The following is a 17,162-nucleotide window of genomic DNA, read 5'->3' on the forward strand; positions in this document are numbered from 1 at the left end:
GATATGACCGATTTTACCATGAAGACCGACAGCGACGGCGTGGCGATCATCACCTGGGACGTGGCTGACAAGACCATGAACGTGATGTCCTTCGAAGGGCTGCGCGAGCTGGAGAGCCATATCGACGCCGCTCTGGCGGATGATTCCGTCAAGGGCATCGTGATCACCTCGGGCAAGGAGGGCTCCTTTGCCGGGGGGATGGATCTGAACCTGCTGGCCAAGATGAAGCAGGACGCGGGCGATGATCCGGCCAAGGGGCTCTTCGAGGGCACGATGGCGATGCATGCGTTGCTGCGCAAGATCGAGCGCGCCGGGATGGACCCGAAGACCCTGAAGGGCGGCAAGCCGATTGCCAGCGTGTTGCCGGGCACCGCCGCGGGCATCGGTTTCGAATTGCCGCTGGCCACGCACCGGATCTTTGCCGCCAATAACTCAAAGGCAAAGATCGGCCTTCCGGAAATCCTCGTCGGGATTTTTCCGGGTGCGGGCGGCACCACGCGGATGGTGCGCAAGCTCGGCGCCATGGCGGCTTCGCCGTTCCTGCTCGAGGGCAAGATGGTCAGCCCCGATGCGGCGTTGAAGGCCGGGATCATCGATGATGTTTCCGACAATCCGATGGCCGAGGCGCGCGACTGGGTGCTGAATGCCAAGGATGGCGATCTGGTCAAGCCCTGGGATCAGAAGGGCTACAAGATGCCCGGCGGCGCGCCCTATCATCCGGCGGGGTTCATGACCTTTGTCGGCGCCAACGCGATGGTCAACGGCAAGACCAAGGGCGTCTATCCGGCCGCCAAGGCGCTGCTTTCGGCGGTCTATGAAGGGGCGCTGGTGCCTTTCGATACGGCGCTGAAGATCGAGGCGCGCTGGTTCACGTCGGTGCTGATGAACCCGAGCTCGAGCAACATGATCCGCTCGCTGTTCCTCAACAAGGAGGCGTTGGAGAAAGGCGCGGTGCGGCCAAGGGACGTGCCGGATCAAAGGGTGAGGAAGCTTGGCGTCTTGGGTGCCGGGATGATGGGCGCGGGCATTGCGCTGGTCTCGGTGCAGGCCGGGATCGAAGTGGTGCTGATCGACCAGAGCCAGGAGGCGGCGGAGCGCGGCAAGGCCTATAGCGAGAGCTATTTCAACAAGGGCATCGCGCGTAAGAAATCGACTCCGGAGAGGAAGGCGGCCGCGCTCGACCTCATCACCGCGACCACGGATCTTGAGGAGCTGAAAGGCTGTGACCTGATCATCGAAGCGGTGTTCGAGGACCCGAAGGTGAAGGCCGAGATGACGCAGAAGGTCGAAGCGGTCATCCCGCAGGATTGCATCTTTGCCTCAAATACCTCGACCCTGCCGATCACCGAGTTGGCGAAGGCCTCTGCACGGGCCGAGCAGTTCATCGGCATCCATTTCTTCTCGCCCGTCGAGAAGATGCTGCTGGTGGAGATCATCAAGGGCAAGGAAACCGGCGACCGGGCCGTGGCCAAGGCGCTCGATTATGTGCGCCAGATCCGCAAGACGCCGATCGTGGTCAATGACGCGCGGTTTTTCTACGCCAACCGCTGCATCATCCCCTATATCAACGAGGGCGTGCGGATGATCACCGAGGGCGTCGCCCCTGCATTGATCGACCATGCCGCCGAGTTGATGGGCTTCCCGGTCGGGCCGGTGCAGCTCACCGACGAGACCTCGATCGACCTCGGCGCCAAGATCGCCCGCGCGACCAAGGCCGCGATGGGCGATGCCTATCCCGAGAGCGCGGCGGATGATCTGATCTTCTGGATGGAGGAACAGGGCCGTTTGGGGCGCAAGGCCAAGGCCGGGTTCTTCGATTATGACGAAAAGGGCAAGCGCCAGGGCTATTGGCCGGGGCTGGCGGAAAAATATCCGCTGGCCGAGACCCAGCCCGAGCTGCGCGAGGTGCAGGACCGGCTGATGTTCGTCCAGGTGCTCGAAGCGGTCCGGGCACTGGAGGAAGGCGTATTGATGGACATCCGCGAAGGCGATGTCGGCGCGATCCTGGGCTGGGGCTTCGCGCCCTGGTCGGGCGGGCCGTTGTCCTGGCTCGACATGCTGGGCGCGCCCTATGCGGCGGATCGCTGCGAAGAACTCAGCACCACCTACGGGCCGCGTTTCGCCTGCCCGAATCTGCTGCGCGACATGGCCGAGAAGAACCAGAGCTTCTATGGGCGTTTCGCGCCGGAGAATGCGGCGGCCTGAGATCGTCGATGAGCTGAACATCGGGGGGCGCTGCGGCGCCCCTTCTCTTTTGCGGCAATTGGCCTCTACGCGTCGCGCTCAAGGCACACAGGATCATTCGGGCAGGCGCGTGGCGCGCAGGGGCAGCGGCGTCTCGCTGCGCAGGGCGATCACCGCGCCCGCGAATGCGATCAGTGCCATGCCGACCAATGCCGACGCCGTGACCTGCTGACCCCAGAGCATCCAGGCCCAGAAGCTTGCGAAGACCAGAAGCGAATATTCAAAGACCGCCACATGCCCCGCCTCGCCGATCTGGTAGGCGCGGAATACCAGCCCGATGCCGATCAGCGAACCGACCGCCTGCACGCCGGTCCACAACAGCAGTTCCGGCGTCTGTGTCACCCAGCCGCGCAGCGCGAAGCCGCCATGGCCTTCCGGACCGCCCGCGGGCAGAATAAGCAATCCAAGCACCCCGAAAAGCATCAGCATGATGAAGAACCCGGCGGTGAGTGCCAGCGTGCCCTCCCCCTCGCACCAGGAGCGCGTCGCCACCGCGCCGATCGCGTAGAGCATCCCGGCCGCGATCGGCAGGAAGGCGACCGGATCGAGCGCCGCCGGATCGGGGCGGATCACCAGCACGGCGCCGAAAAAACCGATGAGCACCGCGCTCCAGCGCAGCGCGCCGACCCGCCCGCCCTGAAACACGACCTTGATCAGCAGCACAAACATCGGCGAGGTGAAGAGCCCCGCGACCACCACCCCGATCGGCATGATTGCGAGGCAGCCAAAGTAAATCAGCATTGCCCCGGCGGTGAAGGCGCTGCGCCCCAGCACCGCACCCCAGCGTTTCGGGCGCAGACGGCCGAACCCCATGGCGGCAATCGCGCCCAAGAGGGCAAGCGCCATGATCCCGCGGATCAGGTGGAACTGCCAGAGCGACCCTTCGGCGGTCAGGTATGGCACGAAATTGTCGGTGAGCCCCAGCGTCGCCATTCCGGCCAATACCACCAACCCCGCCGCGCCCGGTCTCGCCTCCGCTGAACTCATGCCCTTCCCCTCGCACTTTACGACTTTTCAAGCCGTCGCCGCGCCGCAATACTCAGCCCGTACGACTGACATAGGGCATAGGGGTCACATCATGGGATGGATGCAAGATGAAACCGGTCTCGACAAATGTGCCGCCAATCATGTGGCGCTGACGCCGCTGTCCTTTCTGACCCGAGCCGCGCAAGTGTTTCCGGACCGGCTGGCCGTGGTCTATGGCAAGCACCGCAAGAGTTATCGCGAATATCATGCGCGCTGCAGTCAGCTTGCCTCGGCGCTTGTCGGCCTGGGAGTTGTCCCGGGCGATGTGGTGGCGACGCTGATCCCCAACCTGCCCGCCCAAGCCGAGGCGCATTTCGGCGTGCCCGCCTGTGGGGCGGTGCTCAACACGATCAACACCCGGCTCGATGCCGGAACCGTGGCTTTCATCCTCGATCACGGAAGCGCCAGGGTGGTGCTCGTCGACAGCCAATTCATTCCGCTCGCCGAGGCCGCCTGCGCGGCGATGGAGGGCACGGCACCGCAGATTGTCGAAGTGCCTGACGCAGATGCGGGCCACCCGGCCAGTGGCCGCTATCCGCTCTATGAGGATCTCCTTGCCGGGGCCGATGCGGATTTCGCCTGGCAATTGCCGCAAGACGAATGGGAGAGCCTCGCGCTCAATTATACCTCCGGCACCACCGGTCGGCCCAAGGGCGTCGTCTATCACCACCGCGGCGCCTATCTGATGTGCATGGGCACGCTGGTCTCCTGGCGGATGGTGCTGCATCCGGTCTATCTCAGCATCGTGCCGCTGTTTCACTGTAACGGCTGGAACCACGCCTGGCTGATGCCGCTGCTCGGCGGCACGCTGGTCGGCTGCCGCGACATCACGGCCCCGGCGATCTTCAACGCCATTGCCGACGAGGGTGTAACCCATTTCGGCGGTGCGCCGATCGTGCTCAACATGCTGGTCAATGCGCCCGAAAGTGACCGCCGGGAATTTTCGCAGCAGGTCGAGATCTTCACCGCCGGCGCGCCCCCTGCCCCTGCCACCCTGGCAAAGATCGAGACTCTCGGCTTCAATGTCACGCAGGTCTACGGCCTGACCGAGACCTATGGTCATGTCACCGAATGCCTGTGGCGCGGTGAGGCATGGGAGGGGCTGAAGGACGCGGAACGCGCCGCCCTGAAAGCGCGCCAGGGTGTCGCCATGCCGATGATGGAGCATATCACCGTGATGGATGACGGTATGCGAGAAGTGGCGCGGGACGGCAAATCGCAGGGCGAAATCATGATCCGGGGCAATTCGGTGATGAAGGGCTATCTGAAGAACCCGGAGGCCACGCGGGAGGCTTTCGTCGGGGGGTATTTCCATTCCGGCGACATCGCCGTGCAGCATCCGGACGGCTATATCCAGATCGCCGACCGCGCCAAGGACATCATCATCTCGGGCGGGGAGAATATCTCGTCGGTCGAGGTCGAAGGCGTGCTGATGGGCCATCCGGATGTGAACCTTGCCGCGGTCGTGGCCAAGCCCGACGAGAAATGGGGCGAGGTTCCTTGCGCCTTTGTCGAGCTCAAGCCCGGCGCGACGGAGGATGAGGCGGGGCTGATCGCCTTCGCACGTGCGACGCTGGCCGGGTTCAAGACGCCCAAGCAGGTGATCTTCGGCGAATTACCGAAAACCTCGACCGGCAAGATCCAGAAGTTCGAGCTGCGCAAGGAGGCGGCGAGGCTCTGAGCGCCCTTCGGCGGGGGGTCGCGAGGGCCCCGCCTCCTGCGACGCGCGGTGCCCCGGTACCGCTTGACCCATTGTGCCGGATCGCCCCTCTGTTAAACTGCCGCAAAACAACAAAGAGGCAGTGCAGAACCCCCGATGACGGCCCTCACCAAATATGCGCGGATCGAAGCAACCGGTCTCTGGCGCCCGTCTCCCGATGCGCAGCGCCGCGAGGTAATCGTCTCGATCGGCGACGCGACTCTGGTGATCAGCGATCTGCGTGATCAGGCTTTGACCCATTGGTCGCTGGCAGCGGTGATGCGGGCCGATACCGGGCAGCGCCCGGCTCTTTATCATCCGGATGGCGACCCCAGCGAGACGTTGGAACTGCCCGATGACGAGGAGCAGATGATCGACGCGATCGAGACCCTGCGCCGTGCGATCAGCCGCAGCCGCCCGCGGACCGGGCGGCTGCGTTGGGTCGGCATGGCGGTCTCGATGACACTGGTGCTGGCGCTGGCCCTGTTCTGGCTGCCGGGCGCGCTGCAGGATCACACCCTGCGCGTGGTGCCCAAAGCCAACCGCGGGGCGATCGGCGACGCGTTGCTGGCGCGGATCGAACGGGTGTCGGGCCCGGTCTGCAGTGACCGCGACGGCAAGCGCGCGCTTGCACGGCTCGGCACCCGGCTTGCGGTCGGGAAGATTGCGGTGCTGCCGGACATGGCCCGCGCCAGCCTGCATCTGCCGGGCAACCTGCTGCTTCTCGATCGACGCCTGCTCGAACAATACGAGGAACCCGACGTGGCGGCCGGTTACCTGCTCAACGAGGACAGTCTGCGCCGCGCCGGAGACCCCCTGCGCGACCTGCTGGCGGCCGTGGGCCTGTGGGAGAATTTCAGGCTGCTGACCACCGGCAACATTGCGCCGGAAGCGCTCGATGCCTATGTCCAGCACCTTCTGACCGCCCCGCGACCGCAGGCGGAAGCTACGGCGCTACTGGCCCGGTTCGAGGCTGCCGAGATGCGCAGCGCGCCCTATGCCTATGCAAAGGACGCGCGCGGCGAAACCACGCTGGCATTGATCAAAGGCGATCCGATGACGGGGCGAGCGACCCAGCCCCTGCTGTCGGATGCGGACTGGCTGCGCTTGCAGAATATCTGCGGCAGTTGAACAGCACATGCGCCGCCTTAGGGTCGCGCGAAAGCATCCTTGTATCCGGCGCGGCGCAAGTTCACCAGGGCAGCCTGCAGCGCATCGGATCCGGGGAACGGCCCGGCCTGCACCACCATCAGACCGCCGCGGCTCTTCTGGCCGATCCGTGCGGGCAACCCCATGGCGGCGATCCGGCGCGCGCTGCGCCGTGCATTACCGGGGTCGCGAAAGCTGCCGACCTGCACGAAGCGCGGATCCTGAGCTGCCGGGGCAGGACGCGTCTCCTCGACCCGGTTTTTCGAGCGGCTGGAATAGATGGCGCGCGGCTTGTTGCGGATCACCCGTTTCACCACCTTGCCATCACGGCGCACGATCTCGACGGTTCCGAGTTCGCGGCGCTGGGTAGCCAGATCGAGATAGGGATAGACGAGCGGCACGGTCGCGGTTACATCGCGGCCATTGGCCTGATTGATCAATCGGCGCGGCACGCTCTGGGTCCAGATCAGCAGCATGTCGGCCCGCCCCGCGAGGTTCTGCTCGGCACGGCGCGGATTGAGCCGATCGTCGTCCCAGACCCGGCGATAGCCTTGCGGCACCACGACATTGCGGGTGTTAAGCCGCTGGATTGCGACATGTTTGGGCAATATGCGGGTCTGGGCGGTGATCGCGACCTCGCCCCCCCTGCCCCGCTGCGCGACACCGCTCGTCGGGGCGACAGGCTGCACCGGCACTGCTACAGCCTCTGTTAAGGTACGCTCGACCGGGGCCTTGCGGATGACCGGTTTGCTCGTCACCCGACGTTGGGCCGCGGCGGCTTTCAGCGGCTTCGGCGCGGGTGTGACCGGCGCCGGGACGGGGCGCGGGCTTGGCGTGACCTCGGCAGGCGGGTTCAGCGTGATGCGCGGCGCCGCTTCCGCGGCGGGCGCGGCAGGGGCGGCGACAACGCCGGTCAGGCCGCTGGGTTTGTAACCGCAGATGATCTGACGCTGGCGGTTGACCCGCGGCACCCAACTTACATCCCCGTCGATCCCGGCCCTGATGAAAACACAGCCCTTGCTGTCGACATATTGTTTGCCCGTGTAGCTGCGTGGCGGAAACTCGGCGGGCTGCTGCTCAGTGATCTGCGCCTGCGCAGCCATGCTGCCGAGCCCGATGCTAAAGGCGGCCGCGGCAACGGCATTCGCGATGAACCTGCTGATCTTCATATCCTGCCCCGCATCTGATCACCTGGACGATGCAACAACATCTAGCGTGAGTAAAGCGAAGGTCACATAAATCAGGAAAATCCGATGTATTTTCCGACGATTACTTGGTGCCGAACATCCGGTCGCCGGCATCGCCGAGACCGGGCACGATATAGCCGCGCGCATCGATCGCCTCGTCGAGTGCGGCAGTAACGATCGGCACGTCGGGATGCGCTTCCTTCATCCGCGCGACGCCTTCCGGCGAGGCGAGCAGGCAGAGGAAACGGATATTGGTCGCCCCGGCCTGTTTCAGCAGGTCCACTGCCGCGGCGGAGGAATTGCCGGTGGCGAGCATCGGGTCAACGGCGATGACCAGTCGATCTTCCATCGCCTCGGGCACCTTGAAATAATATTGCACCGGCTGCAGCGTCTCCTCATCGCGGTAAAGCCCGACAAAGCCGACCCGCGCCGAAGGGATCAGCTCGAGAACGCCATCGAGCAGGCCATTGCCCGCCCGGAGGATCGAGATCAGCGCCAGTTTCTTGCCGGCCAGCGTCGGGGCGTCCATTTCCTGCATCGGCGTCTCAATACGCTTGGTGGTCATTGGCAGGCCACGGGTCACCTCATAGGCCAACAGCTGGCTGATCTCGCGCAGCAACTGCCGGAACACCGCCGTCGGTGTCGCCTTGTCGCGCATGATGGTGAGCTTGTGCTGGATCAGCGGATGTTCGACGACAGTAAGATGTTGGATGATCTCGGACATGGGGCAGCCTCCTTGATATCTTCTGCTTTTGCCGCGAAACCGGTCCAGCCGCAACCGTTCCCGGCGATCAGGTCGCGGGTTCAGCCCGGTACCGGGACGCCGAGATGGGTGGCCACGATCCCCGCAACATCGCAGAATCCGATCTGCCCGAGCGTTCCGGCTCCGGTTCCGGCGATCAGCACCGGCACGCGTTCGCGCGTGTGGTCGGTGCCGGGCCATGTCGGGTCATTGCCGTGATCGGCAGTCAGCACGAGCATGTCCTCATCGCGCAGGTTGTCAATCAGCCCGGCAATCTCACGGTCGAACCATTCAAGCGCGCGGGCATAGCCCGAAACATCGCGCCGATGGCCGTGGATCGCATCGAACTCGACGAAATTGGCGAAGGTCAGCGACCCTTCCGGCGCCTCCGCCACCAGGTTGCCAAGGTGACGCATCAGCTCCGCATCCTTGCCCTTGCGCAGTTCGTCGAACCCTTGCATCGAGAAGATATCGCCGATCTTGCCGAGCGCGAAACAGCTCCCCCCGGCATTCTGCACCCAGTTGCTCAACACCGGTCGGGGCGGCGCGATCGCATAATCGCGCCGGTTTCCGGTCCGCTCGAAACCCTGTTCCGGCGTTCCGGTGAAGGGCCGCGCGATCACCCGGCCGACCTTCATCGCGTGCAGGCTCGGTGCGATTTCCTCGCAGAGCGTGAGCAGCCTGTCGAGCCCGAAGGTTTCTTCATGGGCCGCAATCTGGAACACGGAATCCGCGGAAGTGTAGCAGATCGGCCAGCCGCTTTGCATATGCTCGGCGCCGAGCCGTTCGATGATCGCGGTGCCGGGGGCGTGGCAATTGCCGAGGATCCCCTCGGTCCCCGCAGCTTCGGCGACCCGTGTGACCAGTTCGGGCGGAAAGGACGCGTCATTTTCCGGGAAAAAATGCCAGTCCCAGGGCACCGGCAGCCCGGCCAGTTCCCAATGGCCCGAGGGCGTATCCTTGCCGCGCGATATCTCGGTGGCCGCGCCCCACCGGCCCCTCGGCTCCTCTGTCGGCATCGGCAGCTCGAGGCCGCTGGCCAGCGCGATCGCCCTCTCGAGCCCGAGGGCGGAAAGACAGGGGATCCGCAAAGGGCCGCTGCGCCCCTCGTCCGCCTCACCGGCGGCGCAGGCCTCGATGATATGGCCGAGCGTGTTGGCGCCGGTATCGCGCAGATCGCCGTTGAAATATTGCGCCGCATCCGGCGCGCCGCCGATCCCGGCGGAATCCATCACGGCCAGAAACGCACGGCCCATCAGCCTATCCTTTCGAGTATCAATTCCTGCCCCGCCGGGGGCGTCTCCGAGAGGGTGAAGGCGGCCTGCACCGCCGCGACGGCCTGTGCGGCCTCTGCGTCATTGCGCGCATGGACCTGCGCGAGAACCGCGTCTCTCTCGACCCGGGCACCGAGGCCAATGACCTGCGAAAGCCCGACCGCCGGATCGATGACATCGCTCTTTTGCGCGCGCCCGCCGCCGAGCGCCACGACCGCAAGTCCCAGCGCCTCGCCATCAATGGCGCCGACATGGCCCGCCGCTCCGGCCCGCACCTCGCGACGCACCGGGGCCTGCGGCAACAGCTCGGACCAGCTTTCGAGGAAATCGTCAGGGCCGCCCATTGCCGCGATCATCCGGGCAAACCGCTCGGCGGCGGCGCCGCTGCGGATTGCCCCGCGGATCGCTGCCGCGCCCTGGCCCGCATCGGCGGCCAGCCCGCCATGGGCCAGCAGGACACCCCCCAGTTCGGCGGTGATCTCGGCCAGCGCCCCGCCCGTTCCGCCGCAGAGCACCTGCATCACCTCATGCACTTCCAGCGCATTGCCGAGCGCCGGAACCAACGGGGCGTTCATGTCGCTGATCAACGCGGTGCAGCGGCAGCCCGCCTGGTTGGCGGTCACGCAGAGCGCCTGCGCCAATGCCCGGCCCGCCGCAATGTCCTTCATGAAAGCACCGCTGCCGACCTTGACGTCGAGCACCAGCGCATCGAGCCCCGCCGCCAGCTTCTTGGAAAGGATCGACGCGGTGATCAGGTCGATCGAGTCGACCGTGGCGGTGACGTCACGCAGGGCATAGAGCCGCCGATCCGCGGGGGCGATCTCGGCGCTGGCGCTGACGATGGCGCAGCCGGTATCGGCGACCAGATCGCGAAATGCCGTCTCGTTCAGTTGCGTCGAAAGCCCGGGGATCGCCTCGAGCTTGTCGAGCGTGCCCCCGGTATGACCGAGGCCGCGCCCCGAAATCATCGGCACATAGGCACCGCAGGCGGCCAGCGCCGGGGCCAGCAGCAGCGAGACGCAATCACCGACGCCGCCGGTCGAATGTTTGTCGAGCACCGGCCCGTCGAGCCCCCAGTCGAGCACCCGGCCGGAATCCCGCATCGCCAGGGTCAGCGCCACACGACCCGCCTCATCGAGCCCGTTGCGGCAAATCCCCATGGCGAAGGCCCCGGCCTGCGCATCGCTGAACGTGTCATCGGCCAGGCCCTGCGCGACAAAGGCCAATTCCGCCGGATCGAGCGCCTCGCCATGGCGCAGCCTGCCGAGAATGGTGCGCGCCTGCATCGTTCAGCCCTCCATATGGGCGGCGCCAAAGGCACCGGGCAGCAGCTCGGCAAGCGTGCATTGCTCCTCGACCCCGCCGGTCGTGGCCATCACCACCGGCATGTCCGCCTGTCCGAATTCCGCGAGCTTCTGGCGGCAACCGCCGCAGGGGGTCACGGGCATGGGCGATCCGGCGATGACATAGGCACCGGTCAGCCGCGTCTCGCCCGCTGCCACCATCGCGGCGATGGCACCGGCCTCGGCACAGGTGCCCTCGGGATAGGCGACATTCTCGACATTGCAGCCGACATAGACCGCGCCAGAGCCCGCGCGCAGCGCCGCGCCGACCTTGAACTTCGAATAGGGCGCATAGGCGTTCTCGCGCACCTTCGCCGCCGCCGCACGCAATTCTTCCATGATCAAGCCTCCCGTTTTCTCCTCTATACGAAGCCGACTGCCGAAATGCACCGGTAATCCGCGCCCGGTAGCGTCGCGGCAGTCCATTCCGGCTGCACGGTCCGGCGAAGGAGCGGGCGGCAGCGAAATGCCGTGTTGGCGCGGCGATGCGAATAGTTTAACACTAAACCATTCTCTGCGAAGGAGTTCTTGACGATGACCGACACGCCCAATGCGCGGCAGGCTGCCCTTGATTACCACGAGTTTCCGAAACCCGGAAAACTCGAGATCCGCGCCACGAAACCGCTGGCCAATGGCCGCGATCTGAGCCGGGCCTATTCACCCGGCGTTGCCGAGGCCTGTATCGAGATCAGGGACGACCCTGCCAGCGCCGCACGCTATACGGCACGGGGCAATCTGGTGGCGGTGATCAGCAATGGGACAGCGGTTCTGGGGCTCGGGAATATCGGCGCGCTGGCTTCCAAGCCGGTGATGGAGGGCAAGGCCGTCCTGTTCAAGAATTTCGCCGGGATCGATTGCTTCGACATCGAAGTCGATCAGTCCGATCCGGAAAAGCTCGCCGAGATCGTCTGTGCGCTCGAACCCTCCTTCGGCGCCATCAACCTCGAGGACATCAAGGCGCCCGATTGTTTCATCGTCGAGCGGATCTGTCGCGAGCGCATGAACATCCCGGTGTTTCACGACGATCAGCACGGCACCGCGATCGTGGTCGGCGCGGCCGCGACCAATGCGTTGCATGTGGCAGGCAAGCGGTTCGAGGATATCAAGATCGTATCCACCGGCGGCGGCGCAGCCGGGATCGCCTGTCTCAACATGCTACTGAAACTCGGGGTGCGGCGCGAGAACATCTGGCTCTGCGACATTCACGGGCTGGTCTACGAGGGCCGCGAGATCGACATGAACCCGAGCAAGGCGGAATTCGCGCAGGAAAGCGAGTTGCGCGACCTCCGCGAGGTGATCGCCGGGGCGGATCTGTTCCTTGGCCTGTCCGGCCCCGATGTCTTGAGTCCCGACATGGTCAAGCAGATGGCGCCCCGTCCCATCATCTTCGCCCTCGCCAATCCGACGCCGGAGATCCTGCCCGATCTCGCCCGCGCGGTCGCCCCCGATGCGATCATCGCCACGGGCCGGTCGGATTTTCCGAACCAGGTCAACAACGTGCTCTGCTTCCCCTTCATTTTCCGCGGCGCACTCGATGTCGGTGCGACGCAGATCAACGACGAGATGCAGCTCGCCTGTATTAACGGGATCGCGGCACTGGCCCGCGCCACGACCTCGGCCGAGGCTGCGGCGGCCTATCAGGGCGAGCAGCTCACTTTCGGTGCGGAATATCTCATCCCCAAACCGTTCGACCCGCGGCTCGTCGGGGTGGTCTCGACCGCAGTGGCCAAGGCGGCGATGGAAACCGGCGTCGCGACGCGGCCGATCGGGGATCTCGACGCCTATAAACGCAAGCTCGACAGTTCGGTGTTCAAATCCGCGCTGCTGATGCGACCGGTGTTCGAGGCCGCCCGTTCCGCGTCGCGGCGCATCGTCTTTGCCGAAGGCGAGGATGAGCGCGTGCTGCGCGCCACCCAGGCGATGCTGGAGGAGACCACCGAGCGGCCTATCGTGATCGGCCGCCCCGAGGTGATCGAGCGGCGCATCGAGCGCGCCGGGCTGACCATCAGGCTCGGCCAGGATGTCGATCTGGTGAACCCGGAAAACGATCCGCGCTACCGCGATTACTGGGAGAGCTATCACCAGCTCATGTGTCGGCGCGGCGTGTCGCCCGACATCGCCCGCGCGGTGATGCGCACCAATACCACCGCGATCGGCGCGGTGATGGTGCATCGCGGCGAGGCGGATTGCCTGATCTGCGGGACATTCGGCGAGACCCGCTGGCATCTCAATTACATCGAGCAGGTGCTGGGACGCGACGGCTTCCGCGCGCATGGCGCCCTTTCGATGATGATCCTCGAGGACGGCCCCCTGTTCATCGCCGATACCCAGGTGCATCTGCGGCCCGATCCGCAGCAGATCGCCGAAATCGCCATCGGCGCGGCGCGGCATGTGCGGCGTTTCGGGATCGAGCCAAGGGTGGCGCTCTGCTCGCAGAGCCAGTTCGGCAACCAGGGCGAAGGCTCCGGCAACCGGCTGCGTGCGGCCATCGCGCTTCTCGATGAAATGAAACCGGATTTCAGCTATGAGGGCGAGATGAACATCGACACGGCGCTCGACCCCGAGCTGCGCGCCCGGCTGCTGCCCGGCAACCGCATGGAGGGTCCAGCCAACGTGCTGGTCTTCGCCCATGCGGATGCCGCTTCCGGTGTGCGCAACATCCTCAAGATGAAGGGCGGCGGGCTCGAGGTCGGACCGATCCTGATGGGCATGGGCAACCGGGCCCATGTGGTGACCCCGGCCATCACGGCGCGCGGGCTGCTCAACATGGCGGCCATCGCGGGCACGCCGGTGGCCGAATACGGCTGACACCGGCCGACGGTTTCTGACGGGCAATGCCGCCCCGGGCGATCCGGGGCGGCCCCTTGCGGGCTACTGAACGGGTTACTTCTGCGGCGGCTTGCCGCCGGGTTTGGACGGAGACTTCTTGGTCTGAGGTTTCGGCGAAGTAGCCATGTCGATGCTCGCATATGCAAAACGGTGCCGCGGGATGCGTCACCTGACACTGACAATGCGCCGGGAATCGCGATACGCCAAGGTCGGTTTCCGCCATGAATGTCGCGTTTGCGCGTCACGCGCCAAAGCTTGCCGATTTCCGCCCCGCATGAGGCCGACCGCCCCGGTGGCAGCAACCTTGCCCTTGCTCTCCGGCGGTCTTAACAACGTCGGGCAAGAGGGAGGAATACCATGGGATACCGCGAGACCTATCAGCAATGGCAAGACGATCCGGAAGCATTCTGGCTTGACGCAGCCCAGGCGATCGACTGGATCGAGCCGCCCCGACAGGCGCTCTTCGACCGCGGCGACGATCTATATGAATGGTTTGCCGACGCGCGGCTCAACGGGTGCTACAACGCGGTAGACCGTCATGTGGAGAATGGTCGGGGCGCGCAGCTGGCGATCATCCATGACAGCCCGATCACCGGCAGCCAGCAGAAGATTACCTATGCTGAGCTGCAGACCCGCGTGGCCGCTCTCGCCGGAGCGCTGCAGGCGCGTGGCGTGGCCAAGGGCGACCGGGTGGTGATCTACATGCCGATGGTTCCCGAGGCGCTGGAGGCGATGCTGGCCTGCGCGCGGATCGGCGCGGTACACTCGGTGGTCTTCGGCGGGTTTGCCGCCAATGAGCTCGCGGTGCGGATCGATGATTGCACACCGAAGGCGATCCTCGCCGCTTCCTGCGGATTGGAGCCGGGCCGGGTCGTCCCCTACAAGCCCCTGCTCGATGCGGCCATCGAACAGGCGACGCACAAGCCCGAGACTTGCATCATCCTGCAACGCGAACAGCAGCCCTGCGAGCTGACCGCGGGCCGTGATGTCGACTGGCAGGAAGCCAAGACCGATGTGACGCCAGCGGAATGTGTTCCGGTCGAGGGCAATCACCCGGCTTATATCCTCTATACCTCCGGCACCACAGGCGCTCCGAAAGGGGTGATCCGTCACACGGCGGGACATCTGGTGGCGCTGCACTGGACGATGAAGAACATCTATGACGTCGATCCCGGCGATGTGTTCTGGGCGGCGTCCGATGTCGGCTGGGTCGTCGGCCATTCCTACATCTGCTACGGCCCGCTGGTACATGGCAACACGACCGTGGTCTTCGAGGGCAAGCCGGTCGGCGCGCCGGATGCGGGCACGTTCTGGCGGGTGATCGAAGAGCACAACGTGCGCAGCTTCTTCACCGCCCCGACGGCGATCCGCGCGGTGAAACGCGAGGACCCGACTGGCGAATATCGCCGGAAATACGACCTGTCCTGCCTGCGTGCGCTCTACCTGGCCGGTGAACGCGCCGACCCCGACACGATCGAATGGGCGCAGGAACTGCTCGGCAAGCCGGTCTATGACCATTGGTGGCAGACCGAAACCGGCTATACGATCGTGGGCAACCCGGCAGGACTCGAGCCGTTGCCGGTCAAGATCGGCTCTCCTACCGTGGCCATGCCGGGCTATGACGTGCAGATCCTCGACGAGACGGGCCAACCGCAGAAACCGGGCGAGCTCGGCGCCATCGCGATCAAGCTGCCGCTGCCGCCCGGCACCCTGCCCGACCTCTGGAACGCGACCGACAGGTTCCGCAAATCCTACCTCACAACCTTCCCGGGGTACTACGAGACCGGTGATGCCGGGATGATGGACGAGGACGGTTACCTCTATATCATGGCGCGCACCGATGACGTGATCAACGTGGCCGGGCATCGGCTCTCCACCGGCGCAATGGAAGAAGTGCTGGCAGGCCATCCGGATGTCGCCGAATGTGCGGTTGTCGGGGTCAGCGATGCGCTGAAGGGTCAGGCCCCAGTCGGGTTCATCTGTCTCAGCAAGGGGGTCGATCGCCCGCATCAGGAGATCATCGACGAATGCGTGGCGCGGATGCGGGCGCAGATCGGGCCGGTCGCGGCCTTCAAACAGGCGCTGGTGGTGGACCGTCTGCCGAAGACCCGTTCCGGCAAGATCCTGCGCGCCACCATGGTGAAGATCGCCGACAGCGAGAGCTTCAAACCGCCCGCCACCATCGACGACCCGGCGATCCTCGACGAGATCAAGGCAGCATTGCAAAAGATCGGCTTTGCGCGGGGGTGATGCCCAAATGAACGGGGCGGCCCCGCAGGACCGCCCCATCACTCATAACCTTCGCAACGCTCACTGGCGTGCGGCAAACTCGTCAATCTGGCGTTCGGCTTCGTCTTTCTCGCAGCCGTAACGTTCCTGAATCTTACCGGCCAACTGTTCGCGGTTGCCGTTTAGCTGAGCGACTTCGTCATCGGTCAGATCGCCCCATTGCTCTTTCACCTTGCCGGTGAATTGCTTCCAGTTTCCTTCGATACGATCCCAATTCATCGTCTATCCTCCTATCGCAGGTGGTGAGGCCGGGCAGCGTATCGCGCCCTGCCTCTCAGTGTCCCAACGTGCAGGATGAGCGAGATGTTCCGCCCGCCAGCTTGCCTTCGGCTTAACCACGTCCGGCTCGGCAGAAACCCGCCTCAGTTGAATTGTTCGCGGATCAGCCGTTCCTCAAGCCCGTGCCCGGGATCGAAGAGGATGCGATGGGAGATCTCCGGCTCCGACCGGATCAGCACGCGGATCACATCACGGCTGGACTTGCCGTCGGCATCGGCCATGACCGGACGTTTCTGCGGTTCGAGCACGTCGATCTGCACCTCGGCACGTTTCGGCAACAGTGCCCCGCGCCAGCGCCGCGGGCGGAAGGCGGACATCGCGGTCAGGGCCAGCACATCGGCACCGATCGGCAGAATAGGACCATGGGCGGAATAATTATAGGCGGTCGAGCCCGCAGGCGTCGCCACAAGCGCGCCATCGCAGACCAGCTCCTCCATGCGCAACCGGCCATCGACCGTGATACGCAGCTTCGCCGCCTGCGGCCCGGCACGCAGCAGCGAGACTTCGTTGATCGCCAGCAATCGCGAGACGCTGCCGTCGGAATGAGAGGCACGCATCGCCAGCGGGTTGATCACCTCTTCCTCCGCTGCCGCCAGACGGTCACGCAGATCGCTTTCGGAATATTCATTCATCAGGAAGCCGATGGTGCCGCGGTTCATCCCGTAGACTGGCGCATTCAGCCTTTGCGTCTCATGCAGGGTCTGGAGCATGAATCCGTCACCGCCGAGCGCGACGATCACCTCGGCCTCCTCTTGGGCCACGTCGCCATAGCGCCCCACGAGAGCGGCGCGGGCAGTTTGGGCCACGGTGGCGCGGCTGGCGGCAAAGGCGATCTTCATTTCGGATTCCTGAATGTGGTCGAGGTTTCCGATGAACCTCATTTGACCTCGAAACAATCACATTATGTCCCGCGCCACCAGTATTGCCGCAGTTTTAATGCGCAGCGTCGGATTCCAGCCTTTCCGCATCGTGCCGTTTCCGATAGGAAACCGGCCAAACGACCTCAACAAGGAATGTTCCATGTCCGACTTCTTCACCGCCACCTTGGCCGCCACCGACCCGGATATCGCCGCCGCCGTCACCAACGAGCTCGGCCGCCAG

At 65.0% G+C, this 17,162-nt stretch carries 14 protein-coding genes; 6 read left to right on the forward strand and 8 right to left on the reverse strand.

Going from position 1 to position 17,162, the window contains the following annotated elements; translation table 11 throughout:
- Window positions 1–3 precede the first annotated feature (3 nt).
- A complete protein-coding gene (locus ACFSUD_RS15025; protein ID WP_386375315.1) occupies window positions 4–2,205 on the forward strand; it encodes a 3-hydroxyacyl-CoA dehydrogenase NAD-binding domain-containing protein in 2,202 nt (733 codons plus the stop codon).
- 93 nt (window positions 2,206–2,298) lie between these two features.
- Here the strand turns inward: ACFSUD_RS15025 and ACFSUD_RS15030 are convergent, their stop codons facing one another.
- On the reverse strand, window positions 2,299–3,231 hold the full coding sequence (locus tag ACFSUD_RS15030) for a DMT family transporter (RefSeq protein WP_386375316.1): 933 nt from the start codon (window positions 3,229–3,231) through the stop codon (window positions 2,299–2,301).
- A gap of 91 nt (window positions 3,232–3,322) precedes the next feature.
- On the opposite strand from ACFSUD_RS15030, the gene ACFSUD_RS15035 reads away from it, so the two are divergent.
- Entirely contained in the window at window positions 3,323–4,951 is a 1,629-nt protein-coding gene (locus ACFSUD_RS15035; protein WP_386375317.1) for an AMP-binding protein, read from the forward strand.
- Window positions 4,952–5,086: 135 nt separating this feature from the next.
- Window positions 5,087–6,100: a hypothetical protein gene (locus ACFSUD_RS15040; protein ID WP_386375318.1), complete on the forward strand. Its 1,014-nt coding sequence runs from the start codon at window positions 5,087–5,089 to the stop codon at window positions 6,098–6,100.
- A gap of 17 nt (window positions 6,101–6,117) precedes the next feature.
- On the opposite strand, the gene ACFSUD_RS15045 is transcribed toward ACFSUD_RS15040, so the two are convergent.
- From ACFSUD_RS15045 to ACFSUD_RS15065, 5 genes are all read right to left on the reverse strand, one after another.
- A complete protein-coding gene (locus ACFSUD_RS15045) occupies window positions 6,118–7,287 on the reverse strand; it encodes an SPOR domain-containing protein (protein ID WP_386375319.1) in 1,170 nt (389 codons plus the stop codon).
- Window positions 7,288–7,387: 100 nt separating this feature from the next.
- On the reverse strand, window positions 7,388–8,029 hold the full coding sequence (gene upp, locus ACFSUD_RS15050; RefSeq protein WP_386375320.1) for a uracil phosphoribosyltransferase: 642 nt from the start codon (window positions 8,027–8,029) through the stop codon (window positions 7,388–7,390).
- A gap of 80 nt (window positions 8,030–8,109) precedes the next feature.
- Window positions 8,110–9,303, reverse strand: coding sequence for a phosphopentomutase (locus ACFSUD_RS15055; protein WP_386375321.1), 1,194 nt, complete (start codon window positions 9,301–9,303; stop codon window positions 8,110–8,112).
- The gene (locus ACFSUD_RS15060; protein WP_386375322.1) at window positions 9,303–10,607 is read right to left on the reverse strand and encodes a thymidine phosphorylase; all 1,305 of its coding nucleotides are present in this window, start codon (window positions 10,605–10,607) and stop codon (window positions 9,303–9,305) included. Before ACFSUD_RS15060 ends, ACFSUD_RS15055 begins: the two co-directional genes overlap by 1 nt.
- 3 nt (window positions 10,608–10,610) lie before the next feature.
- Window positions 10,611–11,003: a cytidine deaminase gene (locus tag ACFSUD_RS15065; protein WP_386375323.1), complete on the reverse strand. Its 393-nt coding sequence runs from the start codon at window positions 11,001–11,003 to the stop codon at window positions 10,611–10,613.
- Between the two features lie 195 nt (window positions 11,004–11,198).
- Here ACFSUD_RS15065 and ACFSUD_RS15070 point away from each other — a divergent pair, with 195 nt between their 5' ends.
- Together ACFSUD_RS15070 and ACFSUD_RS15075 are read left to right on the forward strand one after the other, a co-directional pair.
- Entirely contained in the window at window positions 11,199–13,472 is a 2,274-nt protein-coding gene (locus tag ACFSUD_RS15070) for an NADP-dependent malic enzyme (RefSeq protein WP_386375324.1), read from the forward strand.
- A gap of 378 nt (window positions 13,473–13,850) precedes the next feature.
- Window positions 13,851–15,743, forward strand: coding sequence for a propionyl-CoA synthetase (locus tag ACFSUD_RS15075; RefSeq protein WP_386375325.1), 1,893 nt, complete (start codon window positions 13,851–13,853; stop codon window positions 15,741–15,743).
- A gap of 60 nt (window positions 15,744–15,803) precedes the next feature.
- Here ACFSUD_RS15075 and ACFSUD_RS15080 read toward each other — a convergent pair whose 3' ends face one another.
- Window positions 15,804–16,001 carry a CsbD family protein gene (locus tag ACFSUD_RS15080; protein WP_386375326.1) on the reverse strand — a complete coding sequence of 66 codons (198 nt, stop codon included), beginning with the start codon at window positions 15,999–16,001 and terminating at the stop codon, window positions 15,804–15,806.
- Between the two features lie 143 nt (window positions 16,002–16,144).
- Window positions 16,145–16,900: an NAD kinase gene (locus ACFSUD_RS15085; RefSeq protein WP_386375327.1), complete on the reverse strand. Its 756-nt coding sequence runs from the start codon at window positions 16,898–16,900 to the stop codon at window positions 16,145–16,147.
- 64 nt (window positions 16,901–16,964) lie between these two features.
- Here ACFSUD_RS15085 and ACFSUD_RS15090 point away from each other — a divergent pair.
- Window positions 16,965–17,162 (forward strand): hypothetical protein (locus tag ACFSUD_RS15090; RefSeq protein WP_386375328.1); only part of this gene is annotated, 198 nt, incomplete at its 3' end.

It is taken from the genome of Sulfitobacter aestuarii, from assembly GCF_042685005.1.
In the GTDB taxonomy this organism is placed as follows: Bacteria; Pseudomonadota; Alphaproteobacteria; order Rhodobacterales; family Rhodobacteraceae; genus Sulfitobacter; species Sulfitobacter aestuarii.

What these genes read in the sequence shown, in the direction of transcription:
- ACFSUD_RS15025 (WP_386375315.1), top strand. Translation starts at nt 4, where the DNA reads ATGACCGATTTTACCATGAAGACCGACAGCGACGGCGTGGCGATCATC.
- ACFSUD_RS15030 (WP_386375316.1), bottom strand. Translation starts at nt 3,231, where the DNA reads ATGAGTTCAGCGGAGGCGAGACCGGGCGCGGCGGGGTTGGTGGTATTG.
- ACFSUD_RS15035 (WP_386375317.1), top strand. Translation starts at nt 3,323, where the DNA reads ATGGGATGGATGCAAGATGAAACCGGTCTCGACAAATGTGCCGCCAAT.
- ACFSUD_RS15040 (WP_386375318.1), top strand. Translation starts at nt 5,087, where the DNA reads ATGACGGCCCTCACCAAATATGCGCGGATCGAAGCAACCGGTCTCTGG.
- ACFSUD_RS15045 (WP_386375319.1), bottom strand. Translation starts at nt 7,287, where the DNA reads ATGAAGATCAGCAGGTTCATCGCGAATGCCGTTGCCGCGGCCGCCTTT.
- upp (WP_386375320.1), bottom strand. Translation starts at nt 8,029, where the DNA reads ATGTCCGAGATCATCCAACATCTTACTGTCGTCGAACATCCGCTGATC.
- ACFSUD_RS15055 (WP_386375321.1), bottom strand. Translation starts at nt 9,303, where the DNA reads ATGGGCCGTGCGTTTCTGGCCGTGATGGATTCCGCCGGGATCGGCGGC.
- ACFSUD_RS15060 (WP_386375322.1), bottom strand. Translation starts at nt 10,607, where the DNA reads ATGCAGGCGCGCACCATTCTCGGCAGGCTGCGCCATGGCGAGGCGCTC.
- ACFSUD_RS15065 (WP_386375323.1), bottom strand. Translation starts at nt 11,003, where the DNA reads ATGGAAGAATTGCGTGCGGCGGCGGCGAAGGTGCGCGAGAACGCCTAT.
- ACFSUD_RS15070 (WP_386375324.1), top strand. Translation starts at nt 11,199, where the DNA reads ATGACCGACACGCCCAATGCGCGGCAGGCTGCCCTTGATTACCACGAG.
- ACFSUD_RS15075 (WP_386375325.1), top strand. Translation starts at nt 13,851, where the DNA reads ATGGGATACCGCGAGACCTATCAGCAATGGCAAGACGATCCGGAAGCA.
- ACFSUD_RS15080 (WP_386375326.1), bottom strand. Translation starts at nt 16,001, where the DNA reads ATGAATTGGGATCGTATCGAAGGAAACTGGAAGCAATTCACCGGCAAG.
- ACFSUD_RS15085 (WP_386375327.1), bottom strand. Translation starts at nt 16,900, where the DNA reads ATGAAGATCGCCTTTGCCGCCAGCCGCGCCACCGTGGCCCAAACTGCC.